Annotated in this window: 22 protein-coding genes and 1 pseudogene; 11 read left to right on the forward strand and 12 right to left on the reverse strand. The window is 70.9% G+C overall.

Annotated elements, in window-relative coordinates:
* The first annotated feature begins 249 nt into the window (after positions 1-249).
* Positions 250-1584, forward strand: a complete 1335-nt coding sequence (gene gabT, locus ACWCQK_RS37165; protein WP_451162872.1) for a 4-aminobutyrate--2-oxoglutarate transaminase — start codon at positions 250-252, stop codon at positions 1582-1584.
* Positions 1585-1949: 365 nt separating this feature from the next.
* Positions 1950-2675: a phosphatase PAP2 family protein gene (locus ACWCQK_RS37170; RefSeq protein ID WP_451162874.1), complete on the forward strand. Its 726-nt coding sequence runs from the start codon at positions 1950-1952 to the stop codon at positions 2673-2675.
* Here ACWCQK_RS37170 and ACWCQK_RS37175 read toward each other — a convergent pair.
* The 8 genes from ACWCQK_RS37175 to ACWCQK_RS37210 all read right to left on the reverse strand — a co-directional run bounded on the left by ACWCQK_RS37175 (position 2614) and on the right by ACWCQK_RS37210 (position 12552).
* On the reverse strand, positions 2614-4443 hold the full coding sequence (locus ACWCQK_RS37175) for a chitinase (protein WP_451162876.1): 1830 nt from the start codon (positions 4441-4443) through the stop codon (positions 2614-2616). The two genes, ACWCQK_RS37170 and ACWCQK_RS37175, sit on opposite strands and share 62 nt — an antisense overlap.
* 284 nt (positions 4444-4727) lie before the next feature.
* On the reverse strand, positions 4728-5180 hold the full coding sequence (locus ACWCQK_RS37180) for a hypothetical protein (protein WP_451162878.1): 453 nt from the start codon (positions 5178-5180) through the stop codon (positions 4728-4730).
* 132 nt (positions 5181-5312) lie between these two features.
* Positions 5313-6731 (reverse strand): NAD(P)/FAD-dependent oxidoreductase, encoded by a 1419-nt coding sequence (locus tag ACWCQK_RS37185; protein WP_451162880.1) that lies wholly within the window; start codon positions 6729-6731, stop codon positions 5313-5315.
* Between the two features lie 24 nt (positions 6732-6755).
* A complete protein-coding gene (locus tag ACWCQK_RS37190) occupies positions 6756-7556 on the reverse strand; it encodes an ABC transporter permease (RefSeq protein WP_451162882.1) in 801 nt (266 codons plus the stop codon).
* Positions 7557-8486 carry an ABC transporter permease gene (locus tag ACWCQK_RS37195; RefSeq protein WP_451162884.1) on the reverse strand — a complete coding sequence of 310 codons (930 nt, stop codon included), beginning with the start codon at positions 8484-8486 and terminating at the stop codon, positions 7557-7559.
* Complete coding sequence (locus ACWCQK_RS37200) at positions 8486-9664, reverse strand: ABC transporter ATP-binding protein (RefSeq protein WP_451162914.1); 1179 nt, start codon at positions 9662-9664, stop codon at positions 8486-8488. Before ACWCQK_RS37200 ends, ACWCQK_RS37195 begins: the two co-directional genes overlap by 1 nt.
* Before the next feature lie 5 nt (positions 9665-9669).
* Complete coding sequence (locus ACWCQK_RS37205; protein ID WP_451162886.1) at positions 9670-10917, reverse strand: polyamine ABC transporter substrate-binding protein; 1248 nt, start codon at positions 10915-10917, stop codon at positions 9670-9672.
* 90 nt (positions 10918-11007) lie between these two features.
* Positions 11008-12552 carry a gamma-aminobutyraldehyde dehydrogenase gene (locus ACWCQK_RS37210; protein WP_451162888.1) on the reverse strand — a complete coding sequence of 515 codons (1545 nt, stop codon included), beginning with the start codon at positions 12550-12552 and terminating at the stop codon, positions 11008-11010.
* A gap of 211 nt (positions 12553-12763) precedes the next feature.
* On the opposite strand from ACWCQK_RS37210, the gene ACWCQK_RS37215 reads away from it, so the two are divergent.
* Positions 12764-13327, forward strand: coding sequence for an NADAR family protein (locus tag ACWCQK_RS37215; RefSeq protein WP_451162890.1), 564 nt, complete (start codon positions 12764-12766; stop codon positions 13325-13327).
* 83 nt (positions 13328-13410) lie between these two features.
* On the opposite strand, the gene ACWCQK_RS37220 is transcribed toward ACWCQK_RS37215, so the two are convergent.
* Positions 13411-14379 carry a hypothetical protein gene (locus ACWCQK_RS37220; protein ID WP_451162892.1) on the reverse strand — a complete coding sequence of 323 codons (969 nt, stop codon included), beginning with the start codon at positions 14377-14379 and terminating at the stop codon, positions 13411-13413.
* A 97-nt stretch (positions 14380-14476) separates the two neighbouring features.
* Between ACWCQK_RS37220 and ACWCQK_RS37225 the strand changes: the two genes are divergently transcribed.
* Positions 14477-15607 (forward strand): adenosine deaminase, encoded by a 1131-nt coding sequence (locus ACWCQK_RS37225; protein WP_451162916.1) that lies wholly within the window; start codon positions 14477-14479, stop codon positions 15605-15607.
* 19 nt (positions 15608-15626) lie between these two features.
* Entirely contained in the window at positions 15627-16319 is a 693-nt protein-coding gene (locus tag ACWCQK_RS37230; RefSeq protein ID WP_451162894.1) for a glycerophosphodiester phosphodiesterase, read from the forward strand.
* 14 nt (positions 16320-16333) lie between these two features.
* Here ACWCQK_RS37230 and ACWCQK_RS37235 read toward each other — a convergent pair whose 3' ends face one another.
* A complete protein-coding gene (locus ACWCQK_RS37235) occupies positions 16334-16837 on the reverse strand; it encodes a hypothetical protein (RefSeq protein ID WP_451162896.1) in 504 nt (167 codons plus the stop codon).
* Positions 16838-17022: 185 nt separating this feature from the next.
* Here ACWCQK_RS37235 and ACWCQK_RS37240 point away from each other — a divergent pair, with 185 nt between their 5' ends.
* The 5 genes from ACWCQK_RS37240 to ACWCQK_RS37260 are packed head-to-tail and all read left to right on the forward strand — an operon-like array spanning position 17023 to position 22496.
* Entirely contained in the window at positions 17023-18285 is a 1263-nt protein-coding gene (locus tag ACWCQK_RS37240) for an exo-beta-N-acetylmuramidase NamZ family protein (protein WP_451162898.1), read from the forward strand.
* A complete protein-coding gene (locus tag ACWCQK_RS37245; RefSeq protein ID WP_451162900.1) occupies positions 18282-19262 on the forward strand; it encodes a GNAT family N-acetyltransferase in 981 nt (326 codons plus the stop codon). The genes ACWCQK_RS37240 and ACWCQK_RS37245 overlap by 4 nt, the downstream gene beginning before the upstream one ends.
* Entirely contained in the window at positions 19259-20677 is a 1419-nt protein-coding gene (locus tag ACWCQK_RS37250; protein WP_451162902.1) for an extracellular solute-binding protein, read from the forward strand. The genes ACWCQK_RS37245 and ACWCQK_RS37250 overlap by 4 nt, the downstream gene beginning before the upstream one ends.
* The gene (locus tag ACWCQK_RS37255) at positions 20671-21630 is read left to right on the forward strand and encodes a carbohydrate ABC transporter permease (protein WP_451162904.1); all 960 of its coding nucleotides are present in this window, start codon (positions 20671-20673) and stop codon (positions 21628-21630) included. The genes ACWCQK_RS37250 and ACWCQK_RS37255 overlap by 7 nt, the downstream gene beginning before the upstream one ends.
* Complete coding sequence (locus ACWCQK_RS37260; RefSeq protein WP_451162906.1) at positions 21627-22496, forward strand: carbohydrate ABC transporter permease; 870 nt, start codon at positions 21627-21629, stop codon at positions 22494-22496. The genes ACWCQK_RS37255 and ACWCQK_RS37260 overlap by 4 nt, the downstream gene beginning before the upstream one ends.
* A 139-nt stretch (positions 22497-22635) precedes the next feature.
* Here the strand turns inward: ACWCQK_RS37260 and ACWCQK_RS37265 are convergent.
* Positions 22636-23825: pseudogene (locus tag ACWCQK_RS37265) on the reverse strand (ABC transporter substrate-binding protein).
* A 331-nt stretch (positions 23826-24156) separates the two neighbouring features.
* Complete coding sequence (locus ACWCQK_RS37270) at positions 24157-25596, reverse strand: gamma-aminobutyraldehyde dehydrogenase (protein WP_451162908.1); 1440 nt, start codon at positions 25594-25596, stop codon at positions 24157-24159.
* A gap of 168 nt (positions 25597-25764) precedes the next feature.
* Here ACWCQK_RS37270 and ACWCQK_RS37275 point away from each other — a divergent pair.
* Positions 25765-26171: Lrp/AsnC family transcriptional regulator (locus ACWCQK_RS37275; RefSeq protein WP_451162910.1), on the forward strand; the 407-nt coding region annotated here is incomplete at its 3' end.

Consider the following 26171-nt stretch of genomic DNA (forward strand, 5'->3'; position numbering starts at 1 on the left):
GCCGCTCCGTCCACCATCAGCGAGCCAATCTAACGCCCCCGCAAGGGGAGTTCACCGCATACGCGGCCGGGCCCTCGGTGATGCTCCGACGGCCCTCTATGTCCACGGCGGACAACCGCGGTGGCCGAAAACGCCCACATGGAGCATGCCCACCCCTCGCTCCCCGCCCTAGCCTGCGAGAAAAGAAAGCAAGCGTCCGAAAAACGCCGCCCGGATTCTCCGGTTTCGCAAGATCATCAGGGAGCCCCCATGACCGCAGTCCCGCAGGAGCGCCGCGTCGTCACCGCCATCCCCGGCCCGAAGTCGCAGGAGCTGCAGGCCCGCCGGGTCGCCGCGGTCGCGGCCGGCGTGGGGTCCACGCTCCCGGTCTTCACGGCCCGTGCGGGCGGCGGCATCATCGAGGACGTCGACGGCAACCGTCTGATCGACTTCGGCTCCGGCATCGCCGTGACCTCCGTCGGCGCCTCCGCCGAGGCCGTCGTGCGCCGCGCCTCCGCGCAGCTCGCCGACTTCACCCACACCTGTTTCATGGTCACCCCGTACGAGGGCTACGTGGCGGTCGCCGAGGCCCTCGCCGAGCTCACCCCGGGTGACCACGCCAAGAAGTCCGCGCTGTTCAACAGCGGCGCCGAGGCCGTCGAGAACGCCGTCAAGATCGCGCGGGCGTACACCAAGCGCCAGGCGGTCGTCGTGTTCGACCACGGCTACCACGGCCGGACGAACCTCACGATGGCCCTGACGGCGAAGAACATGCCGTACAAGCACGGCTTCGGCCCGTTCGCGCCCGAGGTCTACCGGGTGCCGGTGGCCTACGGCTACCGCTGGCTCACCGGCGCCGAGAACGCCGGCGCCGAGGCCTCCGCCCAGGCCATCGACATCATCAGCAAGCAGATCGGCGCGGACAACGTCGCCGCGATCATCATCGAGCCGGTGCTCGGCGAGGGCGGCTTCATCGAGCCCGCGAAGGGCTTCCTGCCGGCCATCAGCCAGTTCGCCAAGGACAACGGCATCGTCTTCGTCGCGGACGAGATCCAGTCCGGCTTCTGCCGCACCGGCCAGTGGTTCGCGTGCGAGGACGAGGGCATCGTCCCGGACCTGATCACCACCGCCAAGGGCATCGCGGGCGGTCTGCCGCTCGCCGCCGTGACCGGCCGCGCCGAGATCATGGACGCCGCGCACGCGGGCGGCCTGGGCGGCACCTACGGCGGCAACCCGGTGGCCTGCGCCGGCGCGCTCGGCGCGATCGAGACGATGAAGGAGCTCGACCTCAACGCCAAGGCCAGGAACATCGAGGCGATCATGAAGCCGCGCCTCACCGCCATGGCCGAGAAGTTCGACATCATCGGCGACATCCGCGGCCGTGGCGCGATGATCGCCATCGAGCTGGTCAAGGACCGCGCCACCAAGGAGCCGAACCCGGAGGCGACCGCCGCCCTGGCCAAGGCCTGCCACCAGGAGGGCCTGCTGGTCCTGACCTGTGGCACCTACGGCAACGTGCTCCGCTTCCTGCCCCCGCTGGTCATCGGCGAGGACCTCCTCACCGAGGGCCTCGACATCATCGAGCAGGCCTTCGCGCGCATCTGAGCCACCCTCCCGCACGTCTGACGCCGGTGCGGGGGCGGGTGTGAAGAACGTGTGCGGGGTAGGTGGCAGGACTCGATTCCGGCTGCCGAACGGGGATCCCCTGCCGTAGGTTCTCTCCAGATGAGAGATACACCCGCGGGGGACCGCGGGTGACCTCAGGCCGGGGCCTCCCCAAGCTTCGACCTGGTCGTGCCCTCGCGCACACAACCGGGGCCTTCGGCTTCGGATTTCCTCACCGATCGGACAGTCGCCCGCCCCAAACCCCCCGGGGCGCGCGGCGTCCCGATCCGGCCGGCCGCCCCGGAACGCCCCCCCTGTTCCCGGGCGGCCGACCCATGTCCGGCCCGCATGACAGGCTGGCCCCCATGCCGACCCGCCCGGACCCGCCGACCGAGGCGCCTCCCGCGCCGCCGACCGCCGGACGCCCGGTCTCCCCGCCGCTGCTCCTGCCCGGGGTGTCCGCGCTGCTGTTCGCGCTGATCACCTGGCAGGTCGTGGCCGACGGTCCGCTGCTGCGCGTCGACGAACGGCTCAGCGGTCTCCTGGTCCGTCCGGGCCGCCTCTGGGAACTGCTCGCCGACCTGGGCGGTGTCCCGGTCGCGGTGCCCGTCCTGGCCGTCGTCCTCGGCCAGGTGGCCCTGTCCGCCCGCTCGGCCGGACAGGACCGCTGGTGGGTGCCGTCCGCCGCCGCGGCGGTGCTGATGGCGGCCGTGGCGGTGGTGATCGTGCCCCTGAAAGAGCTGGTCGCCCGCCCGGGCCCACCGGTCATGGGCCCGGGAACGGGCTTCTACCCCTCGGGGCACACCGCGACGGCCGCCGTCGCCTACGGCGCGGCGACCCTGCTCCTCCTGCCGCGGCTGCGCACCGCCCGAGCCCGCCGCGGGCTCGTCGCGCTGTGCGTCGCCCTGAACCTCGCGGTCGCCTGCGGCCTGGTCCGCCGCGGGTACCACTGGCCGCTGGACGTGCTGGCGAGCTGGTGCCTGTCCGCGGTGCTGCTCACGGCGCTGGCCCTGTTCCTCGGCCGGGAGGTCAGCCGAAGTAGCCGTCGAAGTTGCGCTGGAACTCCCAGCCCGCGAAGCGGTCCCAGTTGACCGACCACGTCATCAGGCCGCGCAGTGCGGGCCAGGTGCCGTGCGGGGCGTACGAGCCGCAGTTCGTCCTCTTCGTCAGGCAGTCCAGCGCCTTGTTCACCTCCGTCGGGGAGACGTAGCCGTTGCCCGCGTTCGTCGAGGCCGGCATGCCGATGGCGATCTGGTCGGGGCGCAGCGGCGGGAAGACGTTGCCGGTGTCGCCCGCCACCGGGAAGCCGGTCAGCAGCATGTCGGTCATGGCGATGTGGAAGTCCGCCCCGCCCATGGAGTGGTACTGGTTGTCGAGGCCCATGATCGAGCCCGAGTTGTAGTCCTGGACGTGCAGCAGCGTGAGGTCGTCGCGCAGCGCGTGGATCACCGGGAGGTAGGCGCCGGCCCGCGGGTCCTGGCCGCCCCACTTTCCCGTGCCGTAGTACTGGTAGCCGAGCTGGACGAAGAAGGTCTCCGGGGCCATCGTGAGGACGAAGCCGGCGCCGTACCTCGCCTTCAGGGTCTTCAGCGCGGAGATCAGGTTCACGATCACCGGTGTCGTCGGGCTCTTGAAGTTCGTGTCGCTCGCGTCCAGCGAGAGCGAGTGACCCTCGAAGTCGATGTCCAGTCCGTCGAGTCCGTAGGTGTCGATGATCTTCGAGACCGAGGAGACGAAGGTGTCGCGGGCGGCCGCGGTGGTCAGCTGCACCTGGCCGTTCTGGCCGCCGATCGATATCAGCACCTTCTTGCCCGCGGCCTGCTTGGCCTTGATCGCCGCCTTGAAGTCGGCGTCGCTCTCGACCGTGGGGCACTCGGTGACCGGGCAGCGGGTGAAGCGGATGTCGCCGGACGTGGTCGAGGTCGGTTCACCGAAGGCCAGGTCGATGACGTCCCAGCTGTCCGGGACGTCGGCCATCCGGGTGTAGCCGGCGCCGTTGGCGAAGCTCGCGTGGAGGTAGCCCACCAGGGCGTGCGGCGGAAGGCCGCCCGAGCCGCCGGAGCCCGCGGAGGTGGTCGCCGTCACCGTGGCCGACTTCGCCGACTCCCCCGCGTCGTTGGTCGCGGCGACCTGGAAGGCGTACGCCGTCGAGGGCGTGAGTCCGCCCACCGTGGCCGAGGTCCCGGTGGCCGTCTGGACCCTGACGCCGTCGCGGTAGAGCGCGTAACCCGTCGCGCCGGTCACCGCCGACCAGGACAGCGCGACGGTCGAGGAGGTGACCGTGCCGGCCTTCAGCCCGGTGGGGGCGGCCGGGGGCTGGCCCACGTCGACCCCGGGACCGACGAGGGAGAGGTCGTCGGCGTAGTAGGCACCGGTGCCGTACCAGCCGTGGGTGTAGATCGTGACCCTGGTGGTGGACGGGCCGGTGCGGAAGGTCGTGGAGAGCCGCTGCCAGTCGGGCGCGGACGGGGTCCAGGTGGAGACGTCGGTGGTGCCGGTGCCGCTCGCGCCGAGGTAGACGTAGTTGCCCCGGACGTACCCGGCGAGGGTGTACTGCGCGTCGGGTCTCACGGTCACCGTCTGCGAGCACTGCGCGTTGTCGCTGCCGGCCGGGGTCGCCCGCAGCGCCGAGCCGCCGCTTCTCACCGGCGAGTTCACGGCGGCGCCCGCCGTACAGGACCAGCCGTCGAGGCCGGTCTCGAAGCCGCCGTTCCTGACCAGGTCCGCGTCGGCCGCACGGGCGGCCGACGAGAGCGCGGCGAGGCCGGGTACGGCCAGTGCCGTGGCCGTGCAGACGGCCAGCAGCCTGCGCCGGAGCGGGAGTGAGCGGCCGGGGCCCTTGCGTTCGGTGCGTTCCACAACTGCCTCCAGGCATGGGGGAATTCAGGAGGGAGGAGCGCGCCCAACCTGGTCCAGACCAATCCGGTTGTCAAGACCTCTGCCGGTCGGCGTCCGTTCGTCGCCCCGCCGGCGTCGCGTCGGCACCCGGTCCGCGTTCCGTCCGCGTCCCGTCGGCGCCCGGTGCGCGTCCCGCCCGCGTCCCGTCGGCATCCCGTCGGCATCCGGTCCGCGTCCCGTCGGCGGCACGGACCGGGCGGCCCACGGACATCGCGGCGACCGGTCCGAGGGGGACGCCGCCGCGGCTACCGGTCCTCCTGCCCGGCCAGACCCGCCGCCGCCTCGTGCATGGCCAGTTCGAGGAGGGCGGGATCGGTGAGGGTGCCGGAGCCGTCCGGCGGGACCAGCCAGCGGACCCCGCCGGTCGACCGGCCCGGGTACGGCACCACGATCCAGGTGCCGGCGCCGGCCGTGCGGATCCCGGTGCCGAGCCAGCGGGTCGCGGTGCCGGGAGGTACGAGGAAGCCCATCCGCGCGTCACCGAAGTCGACCAGCACGGGCCCGGGCTGGTCGAGGATGCGGGTGAGCACGTCGAGCGTGGGATAGCCGAGCTCCCCCGGCAGGATCAGCACGTCCCAGGCCTTGCCGGCCGGCAGCAGCGCGATCCCGAGGGGGTTGCGCTCCCACTCCCAGCGGCAGGCCTCGGGATCCGGTGCGACGGATGCCAGCCAGTCGACCGCCGTCTTCGCCCCTGTCATGAGAGGACCTCCCTGTCTCTCGTCGACGCTGTCGCGTCACGAGGGAGAGGGAGGTCGTCCCGCCGCATTACGCGGGTTCCGGCCCCTCGAACGAGTGAACCGGGTCACACCCCACGTCGAGGGGCCGGCCGGTCAGCTGTCGAAGCCGAGGCCCAGCCGGTCCATGGTCTTCAGCCACAGGTTGCGCCGGCCGCCGTGGGCGTCGGCCCGGGCCAGCGACCACTTGGTGAGCGCGATCCCCGTCCAGGCGAACGGCTCGGGCGGGAAGGGCAGCGGCTTCTTGCGCACCATCTCCAGCTCGGTGCGCTCGGTCGGCTCCCCCGCCAGCAGGTCCAGCATCACGTCCGCGCCGAAGCGCGTCGCGCCGACGCCCAGCCCGGTGAAACCGGCCGCGTAGGCGACCTTCCCCTGGTGGGCCGTGCCGAAGAACGCCGAGAAGCGCGAGCAGGTGTCGATCGCCCCGCCCCACGCGTGGGTGAAGCGGACGCCCTCCAGCTGCGGGAAGCAGGTGAAGAAGTGCCCGGCGAGCTTGGCGTACGTCTCCGGGCGGTCGTCGTACTCGGCGCGCACCCGGCCGCCGTACGGGTAGATCGCGTCGTAGCCGCCCCACAGGATCCGGTTGTCCGCCGACAGCCGGAAGTAGTGGAACTGGTTCGCCGAGTCGCCGAGGCCCTGACGGTTCTTCCAGCCGACCGACGCCAGCTGCCCGTCGCTCAGCGGCTCGGTCATCAGCGCGTAGTCGTAGACCGGGACTGTGTACGCCCGTACGCGCTTGACCAGGCTGGGGAAGATGTTCGTGCCGAGCGCGACCCGGCGGGCGCGGACCTCGCCGTACGGGGTGCCGACGGTCATCCCGGCGCCGTACGGCTTGAGCGTCAGCGCGGGGGTGTGCTCGTGGACGCGGACGCCGAGCGCGAGGCACGCCTTCTTCAGGCCCCAGGCCAGCTTCGCCGGGTCGACCATGGCCACGCCCCGCCGGTCCCACAGACCCGCCTGGAAGGTCGGCGAGGCGACCTGCTCGCGCACCGCTTCGGCGTCCAGGAAGTCGATGTCCTCGGCGAGCCCCTTCTCCTCCAACTCCGTGTACCAGTCGCGCAGTTCCCACGCCTGGTACGTCTCGGTGGCCACGTCGATCTCGCCGGTGCGCTCGAAGTCGCAGTCGAGGGAGTAGCGGGCGACCGCCTTCTCGATCTCGTCGAGGTTGCGGACGCCCAGCTCCTGGAGTTTGTGGATCTCGTCCGGCCAGCGGGCCAGGCCGTTGGGCAGACCGTGTGTGAGGGAGGCGGCGCAGAAGCCTCCGTTGCGGCCCGAGGCGGCCCAGCCCACCTCGCGGCCTTCCAGCAGCACCACGTCGCGGTGCGGATCGCGTTCCTTGGCGATCAGCGCGGTCCACAGTCCGCTGTAGCCGCCGCCCACGACCAGCAGGTCGCAGGTCTCGGCGCCGGTGAGCGCGGGCTCGGGGTGGGGCTTGCCGGGATCTTCGAGCCAGTACGGGACCGGCTGCGCTTCGGAAAGAGAGGTGGTCCACCGGGTCATGGCGCTTGGGGCCATGATTTTCAACTCCCTACGGTGCGTTCACGCCTTTTGCTTGGTGCGGCGATTGGTGATGACCATCGAGACCAGGACGAACAGTACGGCGACGAGGAACATGGCCGTACCGATGACATTGATCTGAACCGGCGTTCCGCGTTGTGCCGAGCCCCACACGAACATGGGGAAGGTGACGGTCGAGCCCGCGTTGAAATTGGTGATGATGAAATCGTCGAAGGAGAGCGCGAAGGACAGCAGCGCGCCCGCGGCGATCCCGGGGGCCGCGATGGGCAGGGTGACACGCAGGAAGGTCTGCGCCGGTCCGGCGTAGAGGTCCTGTGCGGCCTGCTCCAGGCGCGGGTCCATCGACATCACGCGCGCCTTGACCGCGGTGACGACGAAGCTGAGGCAGAACATGATGTGGGCGATCAGGATCGTCCAGAAGCCGAGCTGGGCGCCCATGTTGAGGAACAGCGTGAGCAGCGAGGCGGCCATGACGACCTCGGGCATCGCCATCGGCAGGAAGATCAGCGAGTTCACGGCGCCGCGGGCGCGGAACCGGTAGCGGACCAGCGCGAAGGCGATCATCGTGCCGAGGAGCGTGGCGCCGACCGTCGCCCAGAACGCGATCTGGAGGCTGATCGAGAGCGAGCCGCACAGGTCGGCGACACCGCACGGGTCCTTCCAGGCGTCCGTGGAGAACCGCTGCCACGCGTAGTTGAAGCGCCCCTTCGGCTTGTTGAAGGAGAACACCGTGACAACGACGTTCGGCAGCAGCAGATAAGCGAGGGTCAGCAGTCCCGCGATGACCACGAAATGGCGCTTGAGCCAGTTGACGAAGGGCATTTAGACCAGATCCTCCGTCCCGGACCTGCGGATGTAGAGGGTGACCATGAGAAGAATGGCGGCCATGAGGATGAAGGAGAGCGCCGCGGCGGTCGGATAGTCGAGGATGCGCAGGAACTGCGTCTGGATGACGTTTCCGATCATGCGGGTGTCGGTGGAGCCGAGGAGTTCGGCGTTCACGTAGTCGCCGGCCGCCGGGATGAAGGTCAGCAGCGTGCCGGAGACCACGCCCGGCATCGACAGCGGGAAGGTGACCTTGCGGAAGGTCGTGAACGGCTTGGCGTACAGGTCGCCCGCCGCCTCGTGGAGCCGTCCGTCGATGCGCTCCAGCGAGGTGTAGAGCGGCAGGATCATGAACGGCAGGAAGTTGTACGTCAGACCGCACACCACCGCCAGCGGCGTGGCCAGCACGCGGTCGCCCGAGGTCCAGCCGAGCCAGCTGGTGGCGTCCAGGACGTGCAGCGTGTTGAGGGCGCCGACGACCGGGCCGCCGTCCGCGAGGATCGTCTTCCAGGCGAGGGTGCGGATCAGGAAGCTGGTGAAGAACGGCGCGATCACCAGGACCATGATCAGGTTGCGCCAGCGGCCCGCGCGGAAGGCGATCAGGTACGCCAGCGGGTACCCCAGCACCAGGCACAGCACGGTGGCGGCGCCCGCGTAGAGGACCGAGCGCAGGAACTGCGGCCAGTACTCGCTCAGCGCGTCCCAGTAGGTCGCGAAGTGCCAGGTGACCTTGTAGCCCTGCTCCAGCGAGCCCGTCTGCACGGACGTGGAGGCCTGGTAGATCATCGGCAGCGCGAAGAAGACGACCAGCCAGAGGATGCCGGGCAGCAGCAGCCAGTACGGGGTCCAGCGGCCGCGTCTGCGCGCGGGCTTCGTCACGGTCGCCTCCGGCGTGAGCGGCGGGGGCGCCTCGGTCAGCGTCGACATCAGACGGCCGCTCCCTCTTCCGACCCGGCCGTCTCGGCACCGGCGGAGCCCACCGTCCCGGCGAGCGGGGACTGAGCCGCGTCCAGGCCGAAGGTGTGCGCCGGGTTCCAGTGCAGGACGACCTCCGCGCCGGGCACCAGCCGGGCGTCGCGGTCGATGTTCTGGGCGTAGACCTCGAACTCGGGGCAGACCGGGCTGTCGATGACGTACTGCGTGGAGACCCCGATGAAGCTGGAGTCGGCGATCCGGCCGGTGATGCGGTTGCGGCCCTCGGGTATCTCGCCGGCCTGGTCGGCGTGGGTGAGGGAGATCTTCTCCGGGCGGACGCCGACCAGCACTTTGCCGCCGGTCTCCGTGGGCGCGGAACAGCGCGCCTGGGGCAGGACGAGCTTGCCGCCGCCCGCCTTCAGGACGAGGTCGTCGCCGCTCCTGGTGTCGACCTCGGCCTCGATGAGGTTGGAGGTGCCGAGGAAGTTGGCGACGAAGGTGGTGTTCGGGTTCTCGTAGAGGTCGGCGGGCGAGCCGAGTTGCTCGACCCGGCCCGCGTTCATCACGGCGACCGTGTCGGCCATGGTCATGGCCTCCTCCTGGTCGTGCGTGACGTGCACGAAGGTGATGCCGACCTCGGTCTGGATGCGCTTGAGCTCCAGCTGCATCTGGCGGCGCAGCTTGAGGTCGAGGGCGCCGAGCGGCTCGTCGAGGAGCAGCACCTTGGGGTGGTTGATCAGCGCGCGGGCGACGGCGACGCGCTGCTGTTGGCCGCCGGAGAGCTGGTGCGGCTTCTTACGTGCCTGCTCGCCCAGTTGGACGAGTTCGAGCATGTCCTCGACCTGCTTCTTCACCGACTTGATGCCGCGTCGGCGCAGACCGAAGGCGACGTTCTCGAAGATGTCGAGGTGCGGGAAGAGCGCGTACGACTGGAAGACCGTGTTCACCGGCCGCTTGTACGGGGGCAGACGCGTCACCTCTTGGTCGCCGAGGAAGACCGTGCCGGAGGAGGGCTCCTCCAGGCCGGCGATCATGCGCAGGGTGGTGGTCTTGCCGCAGCCGGAGGCGCCGAGCAGGGCGAAGAAGGAGCCCTGCGGCACGGTCAGGTCGAGCGGGTGCACGGCCGTGAAGGAGCCGTAGGTCTTGCTGATCCCGGAGAGGCGGACGTCGCCGCTGTTGTCGTTCTTCATCATGGTCACGCCCCTGTGAGCTTCGCGAACTTACCTTCGTAGGCCGTCTCTTCCTTGCCGCTCAGCGAGCGGAAGGCGTGGGACTTGGCGGCCATGGCCTTGTCGGGAATGATCAGTGGATTGTTCGCCGCGTCCTCGTCGATCTTCGCGAGGTAGGGCTTCACCCCGTCGACGGGACACACGTAGTTGATGTACGCGGCGAGTTCCGCGGCCGGTTCGGGCTCGTAGTAGTAGTCGATGAGCCGCTCGGCGTTCGTCTTGTGGCGTGCCTTGTTCGGGACCAGCATGTTGTCGGTCGACGTCATGTAGCCGCTGTCCGGGATGATGAAGTCGATGTCCGGGCTGTCCGCCTTGAGCTGGACGACGTCACCGGCCCAGGCGACACAGGCGGCGAAGTCGCCGGACGTGAGGTCGGACGTGTAGTCGTTGCCCGTGAAGCGGCGTATCTGGCCCTTGTCGACCGCCTTCTGGAGGCGGGCGATCACCGCGTCGAAGTCGTCGTCGGTGAACTTCGCCGGGTCCTTGCCCATGTCCAGCAGCGTCATGCCGATGCTGTCGCGCATCTCCGACAGGAAACCGACGCGCCCCTTGAGCCCGGGGTTGTCGAGCAGGTCCGAGACCGACCTCACCTCGATGCCGTCGAGTGCCTTCTTGTTGTAGGCGATGACGGTCGAAATGCCCTGCCAGGGATAGGAGTAGGCGCGGCCCGGGTCCCAGTCGGGGTCGCGGAACTGCGCCGACAGGTTGGTGTAGGCGTGCGGCAGGTTGGACGCGTCCAGTTTCTGGACCCACCCCAGGCGGATCAGGCGGGCGGCCAGCCAGTCGGTGAGGACGATGAGGTCGCGGCCGGTGTCCTGGCCCGCGGCGAGCTGCGGCTTGATCTTGCCGAAGAACTCGTTGTTGTCGTTGATGTCCTCGGTGTACTTGACCTTGATGCCGGTCCGCTCGGCGAAGGCGTCGAGCGTGGGGTGGTGCTTGCCGCTGTCGTCGACGTCCATGTACTCGGTCCAGTTGGAGAAGCCGATGGTCTTCTCCTTCGCCGAGTGGTCCTCGGTGGCGGTGCCGCCCTGCGTCTTGCCGGCCGCGGGGATCCCGCAGCCGCTCAGCGCGCCGAGTCCGCCGACCGCGAGCGCACCGCCCGCGGAGGCGCGCAGCAGCGACCGGCGTGTCATGGCCGCCCTGCCGTTGCGGAGACTGCGCCGCACGGCGGCCGTCTGGGCCGGGGTCAGGCGGTCGGGCTCGTACTGCTCCATGCGCGTGGTGCCCTTTCGGGAGGGTGGGCGGCCGCGGGTCGGGCGGCCTGGATTCTCGCCCGGCGGTGGTCGGCTGTACCAGCTCTCCGACTACGGCCGGTCCCCGAAGACCGTGCGGTGCCAGTCCTTGCGGGCCACCGCGGTGTTGTCGAACATGACGTGCTTGATCTGGGTGTACTCCTCGAACGAGTACGCGGACATGTCCTTGCCGAAGCCGGACTGCCCGTAGCCGCCGTGCGGCATCTCGCTGATGATCGGGATGTGGTCGTTGATCCACACACACCCGGCCTTGATCTCGCGGGTCGCGCGGTTGGCCCGGTACACGTCCCGGCTCCAGGCGGAGGCGGCGAGGCCGTAGGGGGTGTCATTGGCCAGCCGGATCCCCTCCTCGTCACCGTCGAACGGCAGGACCACCAGCACCGGACCGAAGATCTCCGACTGGACGATCTCACTGTCCTGCGCGGCGTCCGCGACGAGGGTGGGGAGATAGTACGCGCCGTTCTTGAGATCTCCCTGAGGAGCCTCGCCGCCGGTCACCACGCGCGCGTAGGCCCGCGCCCGGTCGACGAAGGCGGCGACCCGGTCACGCTGGACGTGTGAGATCAGCGGCCCGAGATCGGTACCGGAGGCGAAGGGGTCGCCGAGCCGGACCGTCTCCATGAGCTCGGCCGTGCGGGCCACGAACGCCTCGTACAGCGGGCGTTGCACGTACGCGCGCGTGGCGGCCGTGCAGTCCTGGCCGGTGTTGATGAGGGCGCCCGCGACGGCGCCGTTGGCCGCGGCCTCCAGGTCGGCGTCGTCGAAGACGACGAACGGGGCCTTGCCGCCCAGCTCCAGGTGGATCCGCTTGACGGTGGCGGTCGCGATCTCGGCGACGCGCTTGCCGACGGCGGTGGAGCCGGTGAACGAGGTCATGGCCACGTCGGGGTGACCGACCAGGCGCTCGCCGGCCTCCCTGCCGGTACCGGTGACGATGTTGACGACCCCGTCCGGGATTCCGGCGTCGGTCGCGGCCAGGGCGAAGAGCAGGGAGGTGAGCGGGGTGAGTTCGGCGGGCTTCAGCACGATCGTGTTGCCCGCGGCGATCGCCGGCAGGATCTTCCAGGCGGCCATCTGGAGGGGGTAGTTCCAGGGCGCGATGGAGCCGACCACGCCGATGGCCTCGCGGCGGACGTACGAGGTGTGGTCACCCGAGTACTCGCCCGCGGACTGACCCTGGAGGTGCCGGGCGGCCCCCGCGAAGTAGGAGATGTTGTCGATGGTCCCCGGTACGTCGAACTCCCGGCTCAGCTTGAGGGGTTTGCCGCACTGGAGGGACTCGGCGCGGGCGAAGTCCTCCGCGCGCTCGGCGACCACGGCGGCGAACCGGTGGAGCGCGTCGGAGCGTTCGCCGGGCGTGGCACCCGACCAGTCGGGGAACGCGGCGCGGGCGGCGGCGACGGCCGCGTCCACGTCGTCGGGACCGGCCAGTTCGTAGGTGAAGACCTCCTCGCCGGTGGCGGGGTCCACGACCGCGTGCGTACGACCGGAAGTGCCCTTCGTGAGACGCCCCGCGATGAACTGCGCGCCCTGCGCGAAACGCTCCTGGGCGGCAAACCGGTCCGGGGTGGCGTTGGCTGTGCCCGGGTTCTGCATGTCGCTCTCCTCCGCCGTCGCCCCGCCTGCGTAGGGGGCGGGTGGCGTAGCTCCAGCTCGATTTGAGTGCCGATCCTGACAGAGCAGAGGGACTCCAACAAGTGATTCCGTTGTTGCCTTTTGGTTACGCGACGGAATCTGTCGACCAGGTGTCGAGTCGGCCTGAAAAAGGCGGGACGGAGTGTCAGTGGTGCGTGCCAGACTCGCGTGCATGGGGAAGATCGATTCTTGGGAAGCCCTGGTCAGGGAGGTCCGTGCGGGCGCGAGAGTCAAGTACCTGCACTTCTGGGGGCACCGTCCGTCACCCGACGGCCGGATCGGGACGAGCTGTCTGAGCCAGTGGTGGCCCGCGCCGTTCACGGTCGACGACGTCGTCTACGCGACCGCGGAGCACTGGATGATGGCGGGCAAGGCCCGGCTGTTCGGCGACGCGGAGGCGGAGCGGCGGGCGCTGACCGCGGCCCATCCCTCGCAGGCGAAGAACGCCGGGCGGCTGGTGCGCGACTTCGACGAGACCCGGTGGGAACGCGAGCGGTTCCGGATCGTGGTCGAGGGCAGCGTCCACAAGTTCAGCGCCGATCCCGCGCTGCGGGACTACCTGCTCGGCACGGGCGAGCGGGTCCTCGTGGAGGCGAGTCCCGTCGACCGTGTGTGGGGCATAGGCCTCGCCGCGGCCGACGAGGCGGCGGCGGATCCGGAGCGGTGGCGGGGGCCGAACCTGCTGGGGTTCGCGCTGATGGAGGCGCGGGAGCGACTGCGGGCCCAGACGGGCTGACCTGGTGATCGGCTGACGGGCCGACCGGCCGCGCGGACGAGCCCTCGCGGCTCGTCCCGCCTCCGTCCGCCCTCCGTCCGGCCTCAGGAAGCGACGAACAGCAGGAAGATCATTCCGATGCCCAGGGCGATGCCCACTCCGCCGCAGATGGCGCCCGCCAGGGCCTGGCCCCCGTTCGAGGCCTCGCCCCGGTTGCCCCGCTTGCGGCCGATCACGCCGAAGATCACGGCGAGGACGCCCAGGACGATCGCGATCGGCCAGAGACAGAACACGATGGCCGACAGGATGCCGAGCACGAGCCCGGCCGTACCCAACCCGTTGTTCATCAGCGGCTGCATACCCGGCCAGCCGTAGTAGCCGGGCGCACCGGCTCCCGGGGCGTGGGCGCCGCCGTAGCCCGGCTGTGCCGGATAGGGGTAGCCGCCGGGGTAGCCGTACGGCATCTGTCCGGGACCGCCCGGAGCGATCGGCGGCGGCGGGACGGGCTCGCCGCCGGCGTGCACCGGGGGTGCGAAGGGGTTGCCGGGCGCACCGGCCGGACCGCCTGCCGCTGTCATGGGGTGCGGCGGCGGGAAGGCGCCGGCCTGACCGCCGGGGTTCGGCGTGGCGAACGGGCTGGCCCACGGCTGGGCCGCCGCGCCGGAGGGGTACGCGCCGTTGTGCGGGGCGCCGTAGGGGGTGCCTCCCGTGCCGTTGTCCGTGCCGGGCACGGCCATGACCGTCCGCTGGTCGTGGACGGACGGGGGCGCGGGGTCCGACGCGACACCCGCGGCGATGGTGTGGCCGGGACCGTCCGCCGGCGCGGCCCAGGGGTTCACTTCCTGAGGCGCGGCAGCCGCGGGAACCCCGCCGGTACCGGGGGCCTCGGGGATCGCGTCCCGCACGGGCGGTGTCCGCTCGGCCGCCCCCTTGTCGAAGGAGATCCGGTCCGCCGGCTCGGCGTCCGCCGGCTCCTTGCCGAAGGACACCCGGGCACCCGCGTCGCCGGTCGGAGCCGGGCCCTGCGGGGCCGCGTTCTCCGGTGCCTTCGGCGTCGGCGCGTCGTCGGACATGCGCGGATCCCCTCTGTTGTACGTACCGTCATGCTAAGGCCCGGGCCAGCGCGTCGCGGGCCGGGCCTACGATGATCCCTGAACCACCGATCAGCCGATCACCCGCGTCCCGCTCGGCCGCCACAGCGCCCGGGACGCCCGTCCCGGGGAGGCCCCCTTGACCGCTCACGCCGACACCGAACGCGACCCGCTCAGCCCGCGTGACCTGCACGCCTTCATCGCCGGGCTGCCCAAGGCCGAACTGCACGTGCACCACGTCGGCTCCGCCTCCCCGCGCATCGTCTCCGAACTGGCCGCCCGCCACCCCGACTCCAGGGTCCCCACCGACCCCGAGGCCCTGGCCGACTACTTCACGTTCACGGACTTCGCGCACTTCATCGACGTGTACCTGTCCGTCGTCGACCTGATCCGCACCCCGGAGGACGTACGGCTGCTCACCTACGAGGTGGCCCGGGACCTGGCCCGGCAGCAGGTGCGCTACGCCGAGCTGACCATCACCCCGTTCTCCTCGACCCGGCGCGGCATCGACGAGGTCGCCTTCATGGCCGCGATCGAGGACGCCCGCAAGGCCGCCGAGGCCGAGTTCGGGACCGTACTGCGCTGGTGCTTCGACATCCCCGGCGAGGCGGGCCTGGAGTCGGCCGAGGAGACGGTACGGCTGGCCACCACCGACCGGCTGCGGCCCGAGGGCCTGGTCTCCTTCGGGCTCGGCGGCCCCGAGATCGGTGTCCCCCGGCCGCAGTTCAAGCCGTACTTCGACCGGGCGATCGCCGCCGGGCTGCACTCGGTGCCGCACGCCGGCGAGACCACCGGCCCCGAGACGGTGTGGGACGCCCTGCGCCACCTGGGCGCCGAGCGCATCGGGCACGGCACCAGTTCCGCCCAGGACCCCCGGCTGCTCGCCCACCTCGCCGAGCACCGCATCGCGCTGGAGGTGTGCCCGACCTCCAACATCGCCACCCGCGCGGTCCGCACCCTGGACGAGCACCCCATCAAGGAGTTCGTCCAGGCCGGCGTCCTCGTCACGATCAACTCCGACGACCCGCCGATGTTCGGCACCGACCTCAACAACGAGTACGCGGTCGCCGCCCGGCTGCTGGACCTCGACGAGCGGGGCCTGGCGGCGCTGGCCAAGAACGCGGTCGAGGCGTCCTTCCTGGACGAGCCGGGCAAGGCGAGGCTGACGGCCGAGATCGACACGTACACCTCGGGGTGGCTCGCCCCCTGACGCCCCGCACAATGGGCCCATGCAGACCGTGACTGCCGTGGCCCATCGCGGCGACCCCTACCGCTTCCGTGAGAACACGACCGACTCGCTGCGTTCCGCGCTCGAACAGGGCGCGGACGCGGTCGAGATCGACGTCCGGCTCACCAGGGACGGTGTGCCCGTGCTGCTGCACGACGAGACGCTGAACCGGCTGTGGGGGCACGACCGCCCGCTGCGGTCCCTGTCCGCCCAGGAGGTGCGCGGGCTCACGGCGGGCGGGGTGCCGACCCTGGCCGAGGCGCTGGCGGCGACCGCCGACAGCCGGGTGATGATCGACCTGCCGGGCGAGCCGGACGTGCGGGCGGTACGGCGGGTCGTCGACGTCGTACGGGAGAGCGAGGCCCAGGACCGGGTCTACTACTGCGCGGGCGCCGCCGCCATGCTCGCCGTGCGGGCCACCGACCCGGCCGCCGAGATCGCCCTGACCTGGACGACACTGGCCCCGCCGCGCCCAGCGCTGCTCGCGGCCGTCACCCCCCGCTGGCTCAACTACCGCTTCGGGCTGGTCGACCGCGACCTCGCCGTCCGCGTCCACCACGGTGGCCACCTGCTGTCCGTCTGGACCCCCGACACCCGGCGCTCGATGCGCCGCCTGCTCGACCTGGGCGTCGACTCGATCACGACCAACCGCGTCGACGTCCTGCGCGTCGTGCGCCATCGCCAGGAGAGCTGACCGGCCGGACCGGACTACCGGGTCGCGCTCAGCGTCTCCAGGAGCTTGATCCGCTTCCGTACGACGTACAGCGGGATCACCCCGAAGACCCCGAACGACAGGTCGACGACCGTCCACCAGAAGGGGATTCCGCGCACCGGCCCGCAGATCAGGGCGAGCGGGACGATCCCGGCGCAGGCGATCATCCCGAACTCGACGACCCAGATGTTGCGCACCGGATCGCGGTAGGGGCCGTAGAAGGCGACCGCGATGACGAGGTGCGCGAAGGCGAGCCAGTCCGTGCCGTACAGCACGAACGGGTACTCGGCGTCGACGGTGTCGAGGCCGGTGCGTACGCGCACGATCCAGTCCATGAGGGCGGGCAGGTGCTCCGGCACGGCCAGGGCCCGCAACAGGTCCTCCGTCCAGCGGAGTTCGTGCACCAGCGGGAAGGCCGTGGCGCCACTGAGCACCAGGCACACGACAAAGATGACCAGCCACACGCGAATGCCCCTCAACAGGGCGGCTCTGTCGCTCATGACCCGAGCGTACGCCCATAGTTGAACGCGTTCAAAACTGCCTCGCCCCCTCCGGAACCCCCTCCGGAATCCCACCCGGAGGCGGTCCCGACGCTCTCCGCACCGCCGGTGCGCCGAAAATCCGCGACATAGCAGTAAATTTCCGAGCACTACTTCGCGGTGCCACCGGCGGACGGGACATCAGGATGAGCACGGACGACCGGTTCGCGGTGACGACCGGGATCGCACGACTGCACGCGTCACCCGGACTCGCCGGGCCCGGCCGGCTCGGGCTGGTGACCAACCACACCGGTGTCCTGCCCGACCTGCGCCCGGCCGCGCCCGCGCTGCTGGAAGCGGGCGCGCGGCTGGTCGCCCTGTTCGGCCCCGAGCACGGACTGCACGGAACCGGCCAGGCCGGTGAGAGCGAGGCCGGCCGGACGGACCCCGCCACCGGCCTGCCCGTCCACGACACCTACCGGTGCGGCGGCGATCAGCTCGACGGACTGCTGCTCGACAGCGGTGTCGACGCCCTGGTGTACGACCTCCAGGACATCGGGGCCAGGTTCTACACCTATGTGTCGACCATGTTCGACCTGATGGTCTCGGCGGCCCGTACGGGGGTCCGGTTCGTGGTCGCCGACCGGCCGAATCCCCTCGGTGGGCTCGTCAGCGAGGGCCCGCTGCTCGACCCCGCGTGGGCCAGTTTCGTCGGGCGCGCCCCGACACCCGTCCGGCACGGCCTCACCTGCGGCGAGCTCGCCCGGTACCTCAACGCCTCGCTCGTTCCCGACGCCGCGGGTGAGAGCGCCGACCTGACGGTGATCGAGGCGGCCGGCTGGCAGCGCGCCATGGACGCGCGGGCCACCGGCCTGCCGTGGGTCGCACCCTCACCGAACATGCCGACGCCCGCCACGGCCACCGTCTACCCGGGCACCTGCCTGTTCGAGGGGACGAACCTCTCCGAGGGGCGTGGCACGACGCAGCCCTTCGAGTTCGTCGGAGCCCCGTACATCGACGCGCGGTTCGCGCCCGCGCTCGCCGAACTCGCCCTGCCCGGGGTGCGCTTCCGTGACCTCAGATTCGTGCCGACCTTCCACAAACACGCCGGACGGCCGCTGCGCGGGGTCCAGTTGCACCTCACGGACCGCACGCAATTCGCGCCCGTACGGACGGCCGTGGCGATGCTCGCCACGCTGCGCCGGCTGTACCCGGACGACTTCGCCTGGCTCACGGCGGACGATGGCGCGGAACGTACCGGCCACCGGCACTTCATCGACCTGCTGTGGGGATCCGACCGGTTGCGGCGCACCGTCGACGCGGGCGGCGACCCGCTGCCGCTGTGCGATCCGCCGGCGCCACCGGGCCGGTGGGCCGGCGACGACGTACTGCTCTACCCCGAGGCGGCGCCGCGGGGCACGTTCGACACCGTCCGGGCCCCGCGTACGGAAGGACAACCCTGCCGATGACCGAGAGCGCGACGCGAACCCGGGCCGAGACCCGTGGCTTTCGCGCGGGCGACGGCCCGCGGCTGCTGGCGGCGTGGCGCCGGAGTCTGCCGGCCGACCCGATCAGCCCGGACCGCTTCCGCTCCCTGGTGCTGCTCGACGCCAACTTCGACCCGGAGGGACTGCGCATCGCCTTCGAGGGCGGCCGTGTCGTCGGCGCCGCCTACGCGGTGCGCCGGCTGACGCCGATGACCGGCACCGACCTGGAGCCGGAACAGGGCTGGATCCCGTTCTTCTTCGTCGACCCGGCCGCCCGGGGGCGCGGCCTCGGCCGGCTGCTGCTGACCGAGGCTCTCGACTGGCTGCACGGCCACGGCCGCACCCGGGTGGACTTCTCCTCGTACACCCCGCACTACATCCTGCCGGGCCTGGACGCCGAGGCGTACCCGGAAGCGGCCGGACTCCTACATTCCCTGGGCTTTCGCACACGGTACGAGGCGGCGGCGATGGACCGCTGCCTGGTCGGCCACCGCCTCCCGGCTGAGGTCGCGCTGCGCCGGGACGAACTGACCGCGCGAGGCCACCGGTTCGCCACCCCGGACGACGACGACCTGGTCGAACTCCTCGCGCTCGCCGGGAACCACTTCAACCCGGACTGGGCCCGCGCGATCCGGCAGTGCCTGGCCGCGGGCACCCCGCTCGACCGGATCGTCGTCGTCCGCGACCCGTCCGGCCGCCTGGTCGGCTGGGCGATGCACGGCGCGTACGAGTCGGTGGACGAACGGTTCGGTCCGTTCGGCGTGCTGGAGGAGACGCGCGGCACCGGACTCGGCAAGGTCCTGCTGCACCTGGTCCTGGAGCGGATGCGGGCGAGCGGCGCGCACTCGGCGTGGTTCCTGTGGACCGGGGAGCGGTCCGCCGCGGGCCACCTGTACCGCAGGGCCGGCTTCACCACGACCCGGGTGTTCCGCGTGCTGCGCCGGGAGGCCACCCGATGACGCCGTCGCCGCGGCCCCGCACCGCCGGACCGAGCCGCCGTCACATCGCGCTCGCGCTCCCCTCGGCGCTGCTCGCCTCCGGCTGCGCCGCGCCGCACCAGGGCACCGGACGGCCCGGGGATCCGATCGTCCTCACCCTGCTCTCCCACTACGCGAGCGGAGAGCTCAAGCAGGCGCTCCAGGGCCCGGTCGACGAGTGGAACGCCACGCACGACCGGGTCAAGGTGCGGACGACGGCCGTCGAGTTCTCCGACCTGCTGACCACGTTCATGGTTCGGCAGGCCGCGGGCCAGGGCGCCGACATCCTCCACCCGTACTGCCTGTGGAACGGCCAGCTCGTCCGGGCCGGCGTCCTGCGGCCCGCACCGGCCGAGCACGCCGGGGACATCAGGAGCGGCTACGGCGCGGCCGCGGTCGCCGCCTCCTCGGTGGGCGGCACGGTCTACGGCTACCCCACCGAGGTCCAGACGTACGCCCTCTACTACAACCGGCGGCTGCTGCGCGAGGCCGGGCTCGACGGCCCTCCGCGCACCTGGCGGGAGCTGGAGGAGGCGGCGCTGCGCACCACCAGACGGGACCGCTACGGCAACACCCTGGTCCAGGGGTTCGGGCTCTCGACCTACGACGACTCCACCACCGTCGGCCAGACCCTCGCGCTGCTCAACGCCGCCGGCGGCAGGTTCGTCGCCGCGGACGGCAGGACCACCGCCATCGACTCGCCGGCCGGCCGGGCCGTGTTCGACCTGGAACACCGCCTGGTCGTGGAGGGCGCGAGCGCCCCCGGCGTCAACGTCTACCGGGCCTTCCCCTCCGGGCAGGTGGCCATGGTGGTCAGCGCCGGCTGGTGGACCGGGAACCTGAAGTCCCTGATGGGCGCCGACTACCGCGATGTCGGTGTCGCGCCCGTGCCCGTGCCGGAAGCGGGCGACCGGCGCGCCACGCTCTCCACCGGCTTCATGCTCGGGGTCAACACGGCCAGCGCGCACCCGGGCGAGGCCTGGGAGTTCCTGCGCTGGCTCAACACCGAGAAGGTGGGCGCGCGCAACGCCGGGAAGAGGGCGACGGCGACCCGGATGAGCCGGTTGCAGGTCTCGGTCGGCTCCCTGACCGGCCGGGCCGACGACATGCGGACGCTCCTGGGCGGGGGCGAGGGAGGCGGCGGAGTCGGGGGCGGAAAGGTCGACGGGGCCGGGAGCGCGGGCAGCGCGGCCGCCAAGGACGGTGACCCGAACCTGCTCCCGTTCCTGGACGCGCTGGCGTACGCGGTGCCGGAGCCGAACGTGCCGGGCGCGCAGCAGGCCAAGTCGCTGTTGCGCAAGAACATCGAGGCGTTGTGGACCGGTCAGCAATCCGTCGACCAGGCCCTGCGCACCACCCGCCGCCAGGTCGACCAGGAGGTGTCGCGCTCATGGTGAACGTGCTGGTGCCGGAGACGACCGAGCGGGCGCACCTCGCGCGGCCGGCCGAGCCCGCCGTCGATCCCCGCCGCCGGGGCCGGCGCCGCCAGGTCGTCGTCGCCTATCTCTTCCTGACCCCGGCCCTGCTGTTCTTCGCGGTCTTCCTGCTCCTGCCGCTCGGCTTCGCGTTGCTGCTGTCGATGTCCCGCTGGGCCGGGTTCGCGCTCGGCGACATCGATCCGGTGGGCCTGGACAACTTCACCGGTCTGTTCGCGGACGGATCGACGTTCCTGACGCCGATCCTCACCAACACCCTGCTGTTCGCCCTCGGTACGGTGACCCTCGCGCTCGCGGGCTCCGTGCTCGTCGCCACCTGCATCGACAGACTGCGGTACCAGGGGCTGTGGCGCACGCTGTACTTCCTGCCGATCGTGACGACCGTCGTCGCCGTCGGCAACGTATGGAAGTACATGTACGAGCCGGGCGGCTTGGTGAACGGCGTGCTCAACGCCCTCGGGCTCGGATCGGTGGCGTTCCTCCAGGACGCCGACACCGCGCTGCCCGCGGTGGTGGTCGTCCAGGCCTGGGCCTCGCTCGGCTCGGCGATCCTCGTCCTGACCGCCGGGCTCAAGTCCATCCCCGAGTCGTACTACGAGGCCGCCGCGCTCGACGGCGCCGGACCCGGAACGGTCTTCTGGAAGGTCACCCTGCCGTTGCTGAGGCCGTCCCTGCTGCTCGTGTGCGTCACCCAGTTCATCACCGGCCTCCAGTCGTTCGCGCTGATCATCGTGATGACCAAGGGCGGCCCGGGTGACGCGACCAACGTCGCCGCGCTGGAGATGTACCGGCAGGCCTTCTCGTACGGCGACTGGGGCGCCGCGAGCGCCGCCGCCTTCGTGCTGTTCGTGGTGGTCCTCGCGGTCACCCTGGTGCAGTTGTGGATCTTCCGGCGCAAGGGGGAGGACGCGTGATCCGCCAACGCTTCCCGTGGTTGTCGTACCTGCTGGTGGTGACCGGGGCCGTGCTCACGGTGGTGCCGTTCCTGGACATGGTGATGACGTCCTTCAAGGGGCCCGGCGAGTCCGGCACGCTGCCGTACCGGTTCCTGCCCGAAGCCTTCGACCTCTCCAACTACCGGGCGGCGGTGGACCAGCTCGATCTTCCGGTGCTGTTCCGCAACAGCGTCGTCGCGACCGCGCTGATCACCGGCTCGGTGCTGCTCACGTCGTCGCTCGCCGGCTACGCGCTCGCCAAACTCCGCTTCCCCGGACGGGACTTCATCTTCCGTCTGGTGCTGTCGACGATGATGTTCCCTCCGTTCCTCTTCTTCATCCCGCACTTCCTGATCCTGGTGCACTGGCCGCTGGCGGGCGGCAACGACCTGTTCGGGCGCGGCGGCGCGGGCCTGACCGTCAGCATCGCGGCACTCGCGATGCCGTTCCTGGTCAACGGCTTCGGGATCTTCCTGACCCGTCAGTTCATGGTCGCGATCCCGGACGAGGTCCTGGAGGCCGCGCGCATCGACGGGGCGGGCGAGTTCGCCGTGTGGTGGCGGATCGTGCTGCCGCAGACCAGGCCGGTCCTGGTGACGCTGGGGTTGCTGACCTTCGTGAACGCCTGGAACGAGTACATCTGGGCGCTGCTGATCTCGACCGCCGACCCGGACGTGATGACCCTGCCCGTCGGCATCCAGCTCCTCCAGGACCATGTCGACCCGACCCGCACGATGCCCATCGTCATGGCGGGCCTCGTCCTGAGCGTCCTCCCGGTCCTGATCCTCTTCCTGCTGCTCCAGAAGCACTACATCCGCGGGGTCATGCTCAGCGGGCTGAAGTAACACCCGAGGGTCGCCGCCCTGAGCCGGCATCCTTCGTCCGGCAGCTCTCGTCCGGCGGCTCTCGTCCGGCAGCTCTCGTCCGAAGCCAGTACCCCTGGTCCGGAGCCGGCGTCCCTCGTCCTGGCTGCCGAACCCGTCCTCACAACCCCACGATCGCGTTCCACCGCTCGGCGAACTCGACGCGTTCACCGGCGGTGATGTCCCGCGCGATCGCGAGCCGCTCGCGCATCCCCGCGTCGGGGAAGATCAGCGGGTTCTCGGCGAGGGCGGCGGTGTCCTCGTCGTCGGAGGCGGCCAGGATGTCCCGCGCCGCCGGAACCGGGCAGACGTAGTTCACCCAGGCCGCGAGTTCGGCGGCGACCTCGGGCCGGTAGTAGTGGTCGATCAGCCGCTCGGCGTTCGCCTTGTGCCGGGCCAGGTTGGGGATCATCAGCGAGTCCGCCCACAACTCGGCGCCCTCCTCGGGCACGACGAAGCGGATGTCGGGGTTGTCCGCCTGGAGCTGGATGACGTCGCCCGAGTACGCCTGGCAGGCCAGGACGTCACCGCTGACCAGGTCCTTGGCGTAGTCGTTGCCGGTGAAGCGGCGGATGTGGCCCTGGCCGACGTACTTCTCCACCTGGTCGCACACGGTGTGGAAGTCGTCCCGCGTCCACCGGGTGACGTCGACGCCGTCGCCCTGCATCAGCAGCGCGAACGACTCGTCGAGACCGGACAGCAGCGTGACCCGGCCCTTCAGGTCCTTCGCCCACAGGTCGGAGACCTGGCGTATCTCCCGGCCCAGCTTGCGGCGGTCGTACGCGATGCCGGTGATGCCGGACTGCCACGGCACCGTGAACCTGCGGCCGGGTCGAACCCGGGTGAGCGCAGCAACGGGTCGAGGTTCCGCGTCACATGGGCCTGGCGGGCCCGGTCCATCTCCTGCACCCAGCCGAGCCGTACGAACCGCGCGCACATCCAGTCGCTGATGACGATCAGGTCGCGGCCCGTCGGCTGACGGTTCATCAGCGCGGGGCTGATCTTGCCGAAGAACTCGTCGTTGTCGTTGATCTCCTCGGCATAGTCGACGGAGATGCCCGTGCGCTCACGGAACGCCTCCAGCGTGGGCCGCCGATCGGGGTCGTCGTCGTCCGTGTCGATGTACAACGGCCAGTTCGCCCACGTCAACCGCTTGTCGTGGGAGGAGAGATCGGCGGCCGCACGGTCGCCGGGCCCTACGTAGGCGGCGGGTACCCCGCAGCCCGCGAGGGCGCCGAGGGCGGCGGTGCCGCCGAGCGCGCGCAACAGGGAACGGCGGGAGAGGGCGGCGGTCCTCGGAGTCTGGGGCACCACCGCAGCATGCCGTCCGCCGCCGCGGCCGGACAATCGACGGTGCGTCGAGCGGACCGGGCCGGACCCGACACCTTGTCGATCAGCGGCGCGGGGCGTAACGGGACGGAGGACGCGCGCGGCCCCCGGACGGTCGTCCTCCGTCCGGGGCCGGGCACACGGCGATGGCCGCTCGGTACGTCACCCGCCGACAGACCTCGTGCGCCGCGCGACGTCGAGCGCCGACAAACGTCGAGCGCCGCGCGGCCCTCACGCGCCGAACGGCGCCACACGCCCCGCGGCCTCACCCGACGAGCGCCTCACGCAACAAGCGCCCCGCTCGACGAGCGCCTCACGCGTCGAGCGACGTCATCACGTGCTTGATGCGGGTGTAGTCGTCGAAGCCGTACGCCGACAGGTCCTTGCCGTAGCCGGACTTCTTGAAGCCGCCGTGCGGCATCTCGGCGACCAGCGGGATGTGGGTGTTGATCCACACGCAGCCGAAGTCGAGCTTCTTGGACATCCGCATGGCGCGGGAGTGGTCCTTGGTCCACACCGAGGACGCGAGGGCGAACTCGACGCCGTTGGCCCACTCCACCGCCTGGTCCTCGTCCGTGAAGGACTGGACGGTGATGACCGGACCGAAGACCTCGTTCTGGATGATCTCGTCGTCCTGCTTCAGACCGGAGACGACGGTCGGGGCGTAGAAGTAGCCCTTGTCGCCGACCTGGTGGCCGCCCGCCTCGACCTTGGCGTGGGCGGGCAGCCGCTCGACGAACCCGGAGACCTGCTTGAGCTGGCTGGGGTTGTTGAGCGGGCCGTACAGCACGTCCTCGTCGTCCGGCAGGCCGGTCTTGGTCTCGGCGGCGGCCTTGGCCAGCGCGGCCACGAACTCGTCGTGGATGCCCGCCTGGACGAGGACGCGGGTGGCGGCCGTACAGTCCTGGCCCGCGTTGAAGAAGCCCGCCACGGAGATGTCCTCGACGGCCTTGGCGATGTCGGTGTCCTCGAACACCACGACCGGCGCCTTGCCGCCCAGCTCCAGGTGGACCCGCTTGACGTCCTTGGCGGCCGACTCGGCGACCGACATGCCGGCCCGCACGGAGCCGGTGATGGAGGCCATCGCCGGGGTCGGGTGCTCGACCATCGCGCGGCCGGTGTCGCGGTCGCCGCAGATGACGTTGAAGACGCCCTTGGGCAGGATCGTGCCGAGGATGTCGGCGATCAGGACGGTGGACGCGGGCGTGGTGTCCGAGGGCTTCAGGACGACCGTGTTGCCCGCCGCGATCGCCGGGGCGAACTTCCACACGGCCATCATCATCGGGTAGTTCCACGGCGCGACCTGGGCGCACACGCCGACCGGCTCGCGCCGGACGATCGAGGTCATGCCCTCCATGTACTCACCGGCCGAGCGGCCTTCGAGCATCCGCGCGGCGCCCGCGAAGAAGCGGATCTGGTCGACCATCGGCGGGATCTCCTCGGACCGGGTGAGTCCGACGGGCTTGCCCGTGTTCTCCACCTCGGCCGCGATGAGCTCCTCGGCCCGCTCCTCGAACGCGTCCGCGATCTTCAGGAGGGCCCTCTGGCGCTCGGCGGGGGTCGTGTCGCGCCAGGCGGGGAAGGCCGCCGCGGCGGCCGCCATCGCGGCGTCGACGTCCGCCTGTCCGGACAGCGGCGCGGTCGCGTACGCCTCGCCTGTCGCGGGGTTGACCACCTCGGTGGTCCGTCCGTCGGTGGCGTCCCGGAACTCACCATCGATGTAGTTGCGCAGACGACGCAGCTCGGTGCTCACTGCCGGCCTCCTGTCGGGTCGAACTGTCCAATCACTGAGACACCCACCCTAATCGGCCGCTCCACGTTTTCAACACCCCCGATCGCATCACGGCTGCGAAATCCGCAGGTCTAGTAGGTCTAAACAACGAATTTCATCGCTACGGCCTTGCGGAACCGTCGAGACGTCGTGCACAGTGAGGCCGTGGCCAGTCGAAGCGCAGACCAGAGGGACTCGCCCCGCGAGCCCAGGAACGGCACCCCCCACCTGGATGCCGTCTCCCTCGCGATCATCCAGCAGCTCCAGGAGGACGGCCGCCGTCCGTACGCCGCGATCGGCAAGGCCGTCGGCCTCTCCGAGGCGGCCGTGCGCCAGCGCGTCCAGAAGCTGCTCGACCAGGGCGTGATGCAGATCGTCGCCGTGACGGACCCGCTCACCGTGGGCTTCCGCCGGCAGGCGATGGTCGGGGTCAACGTCGAGGGCGAACTGGACCCCGTGGCCGACGCGCTGACCGGCATGTCGGAAGTCGAGTACGTGGTGATGACCGCGGGCTCGTTCGACATCCTCGCCGAGATCGTCTGCGAGGACGACGACCA

This window comes from Streptomyces sp. NPDC002306 (assembly GCF_053593435.1).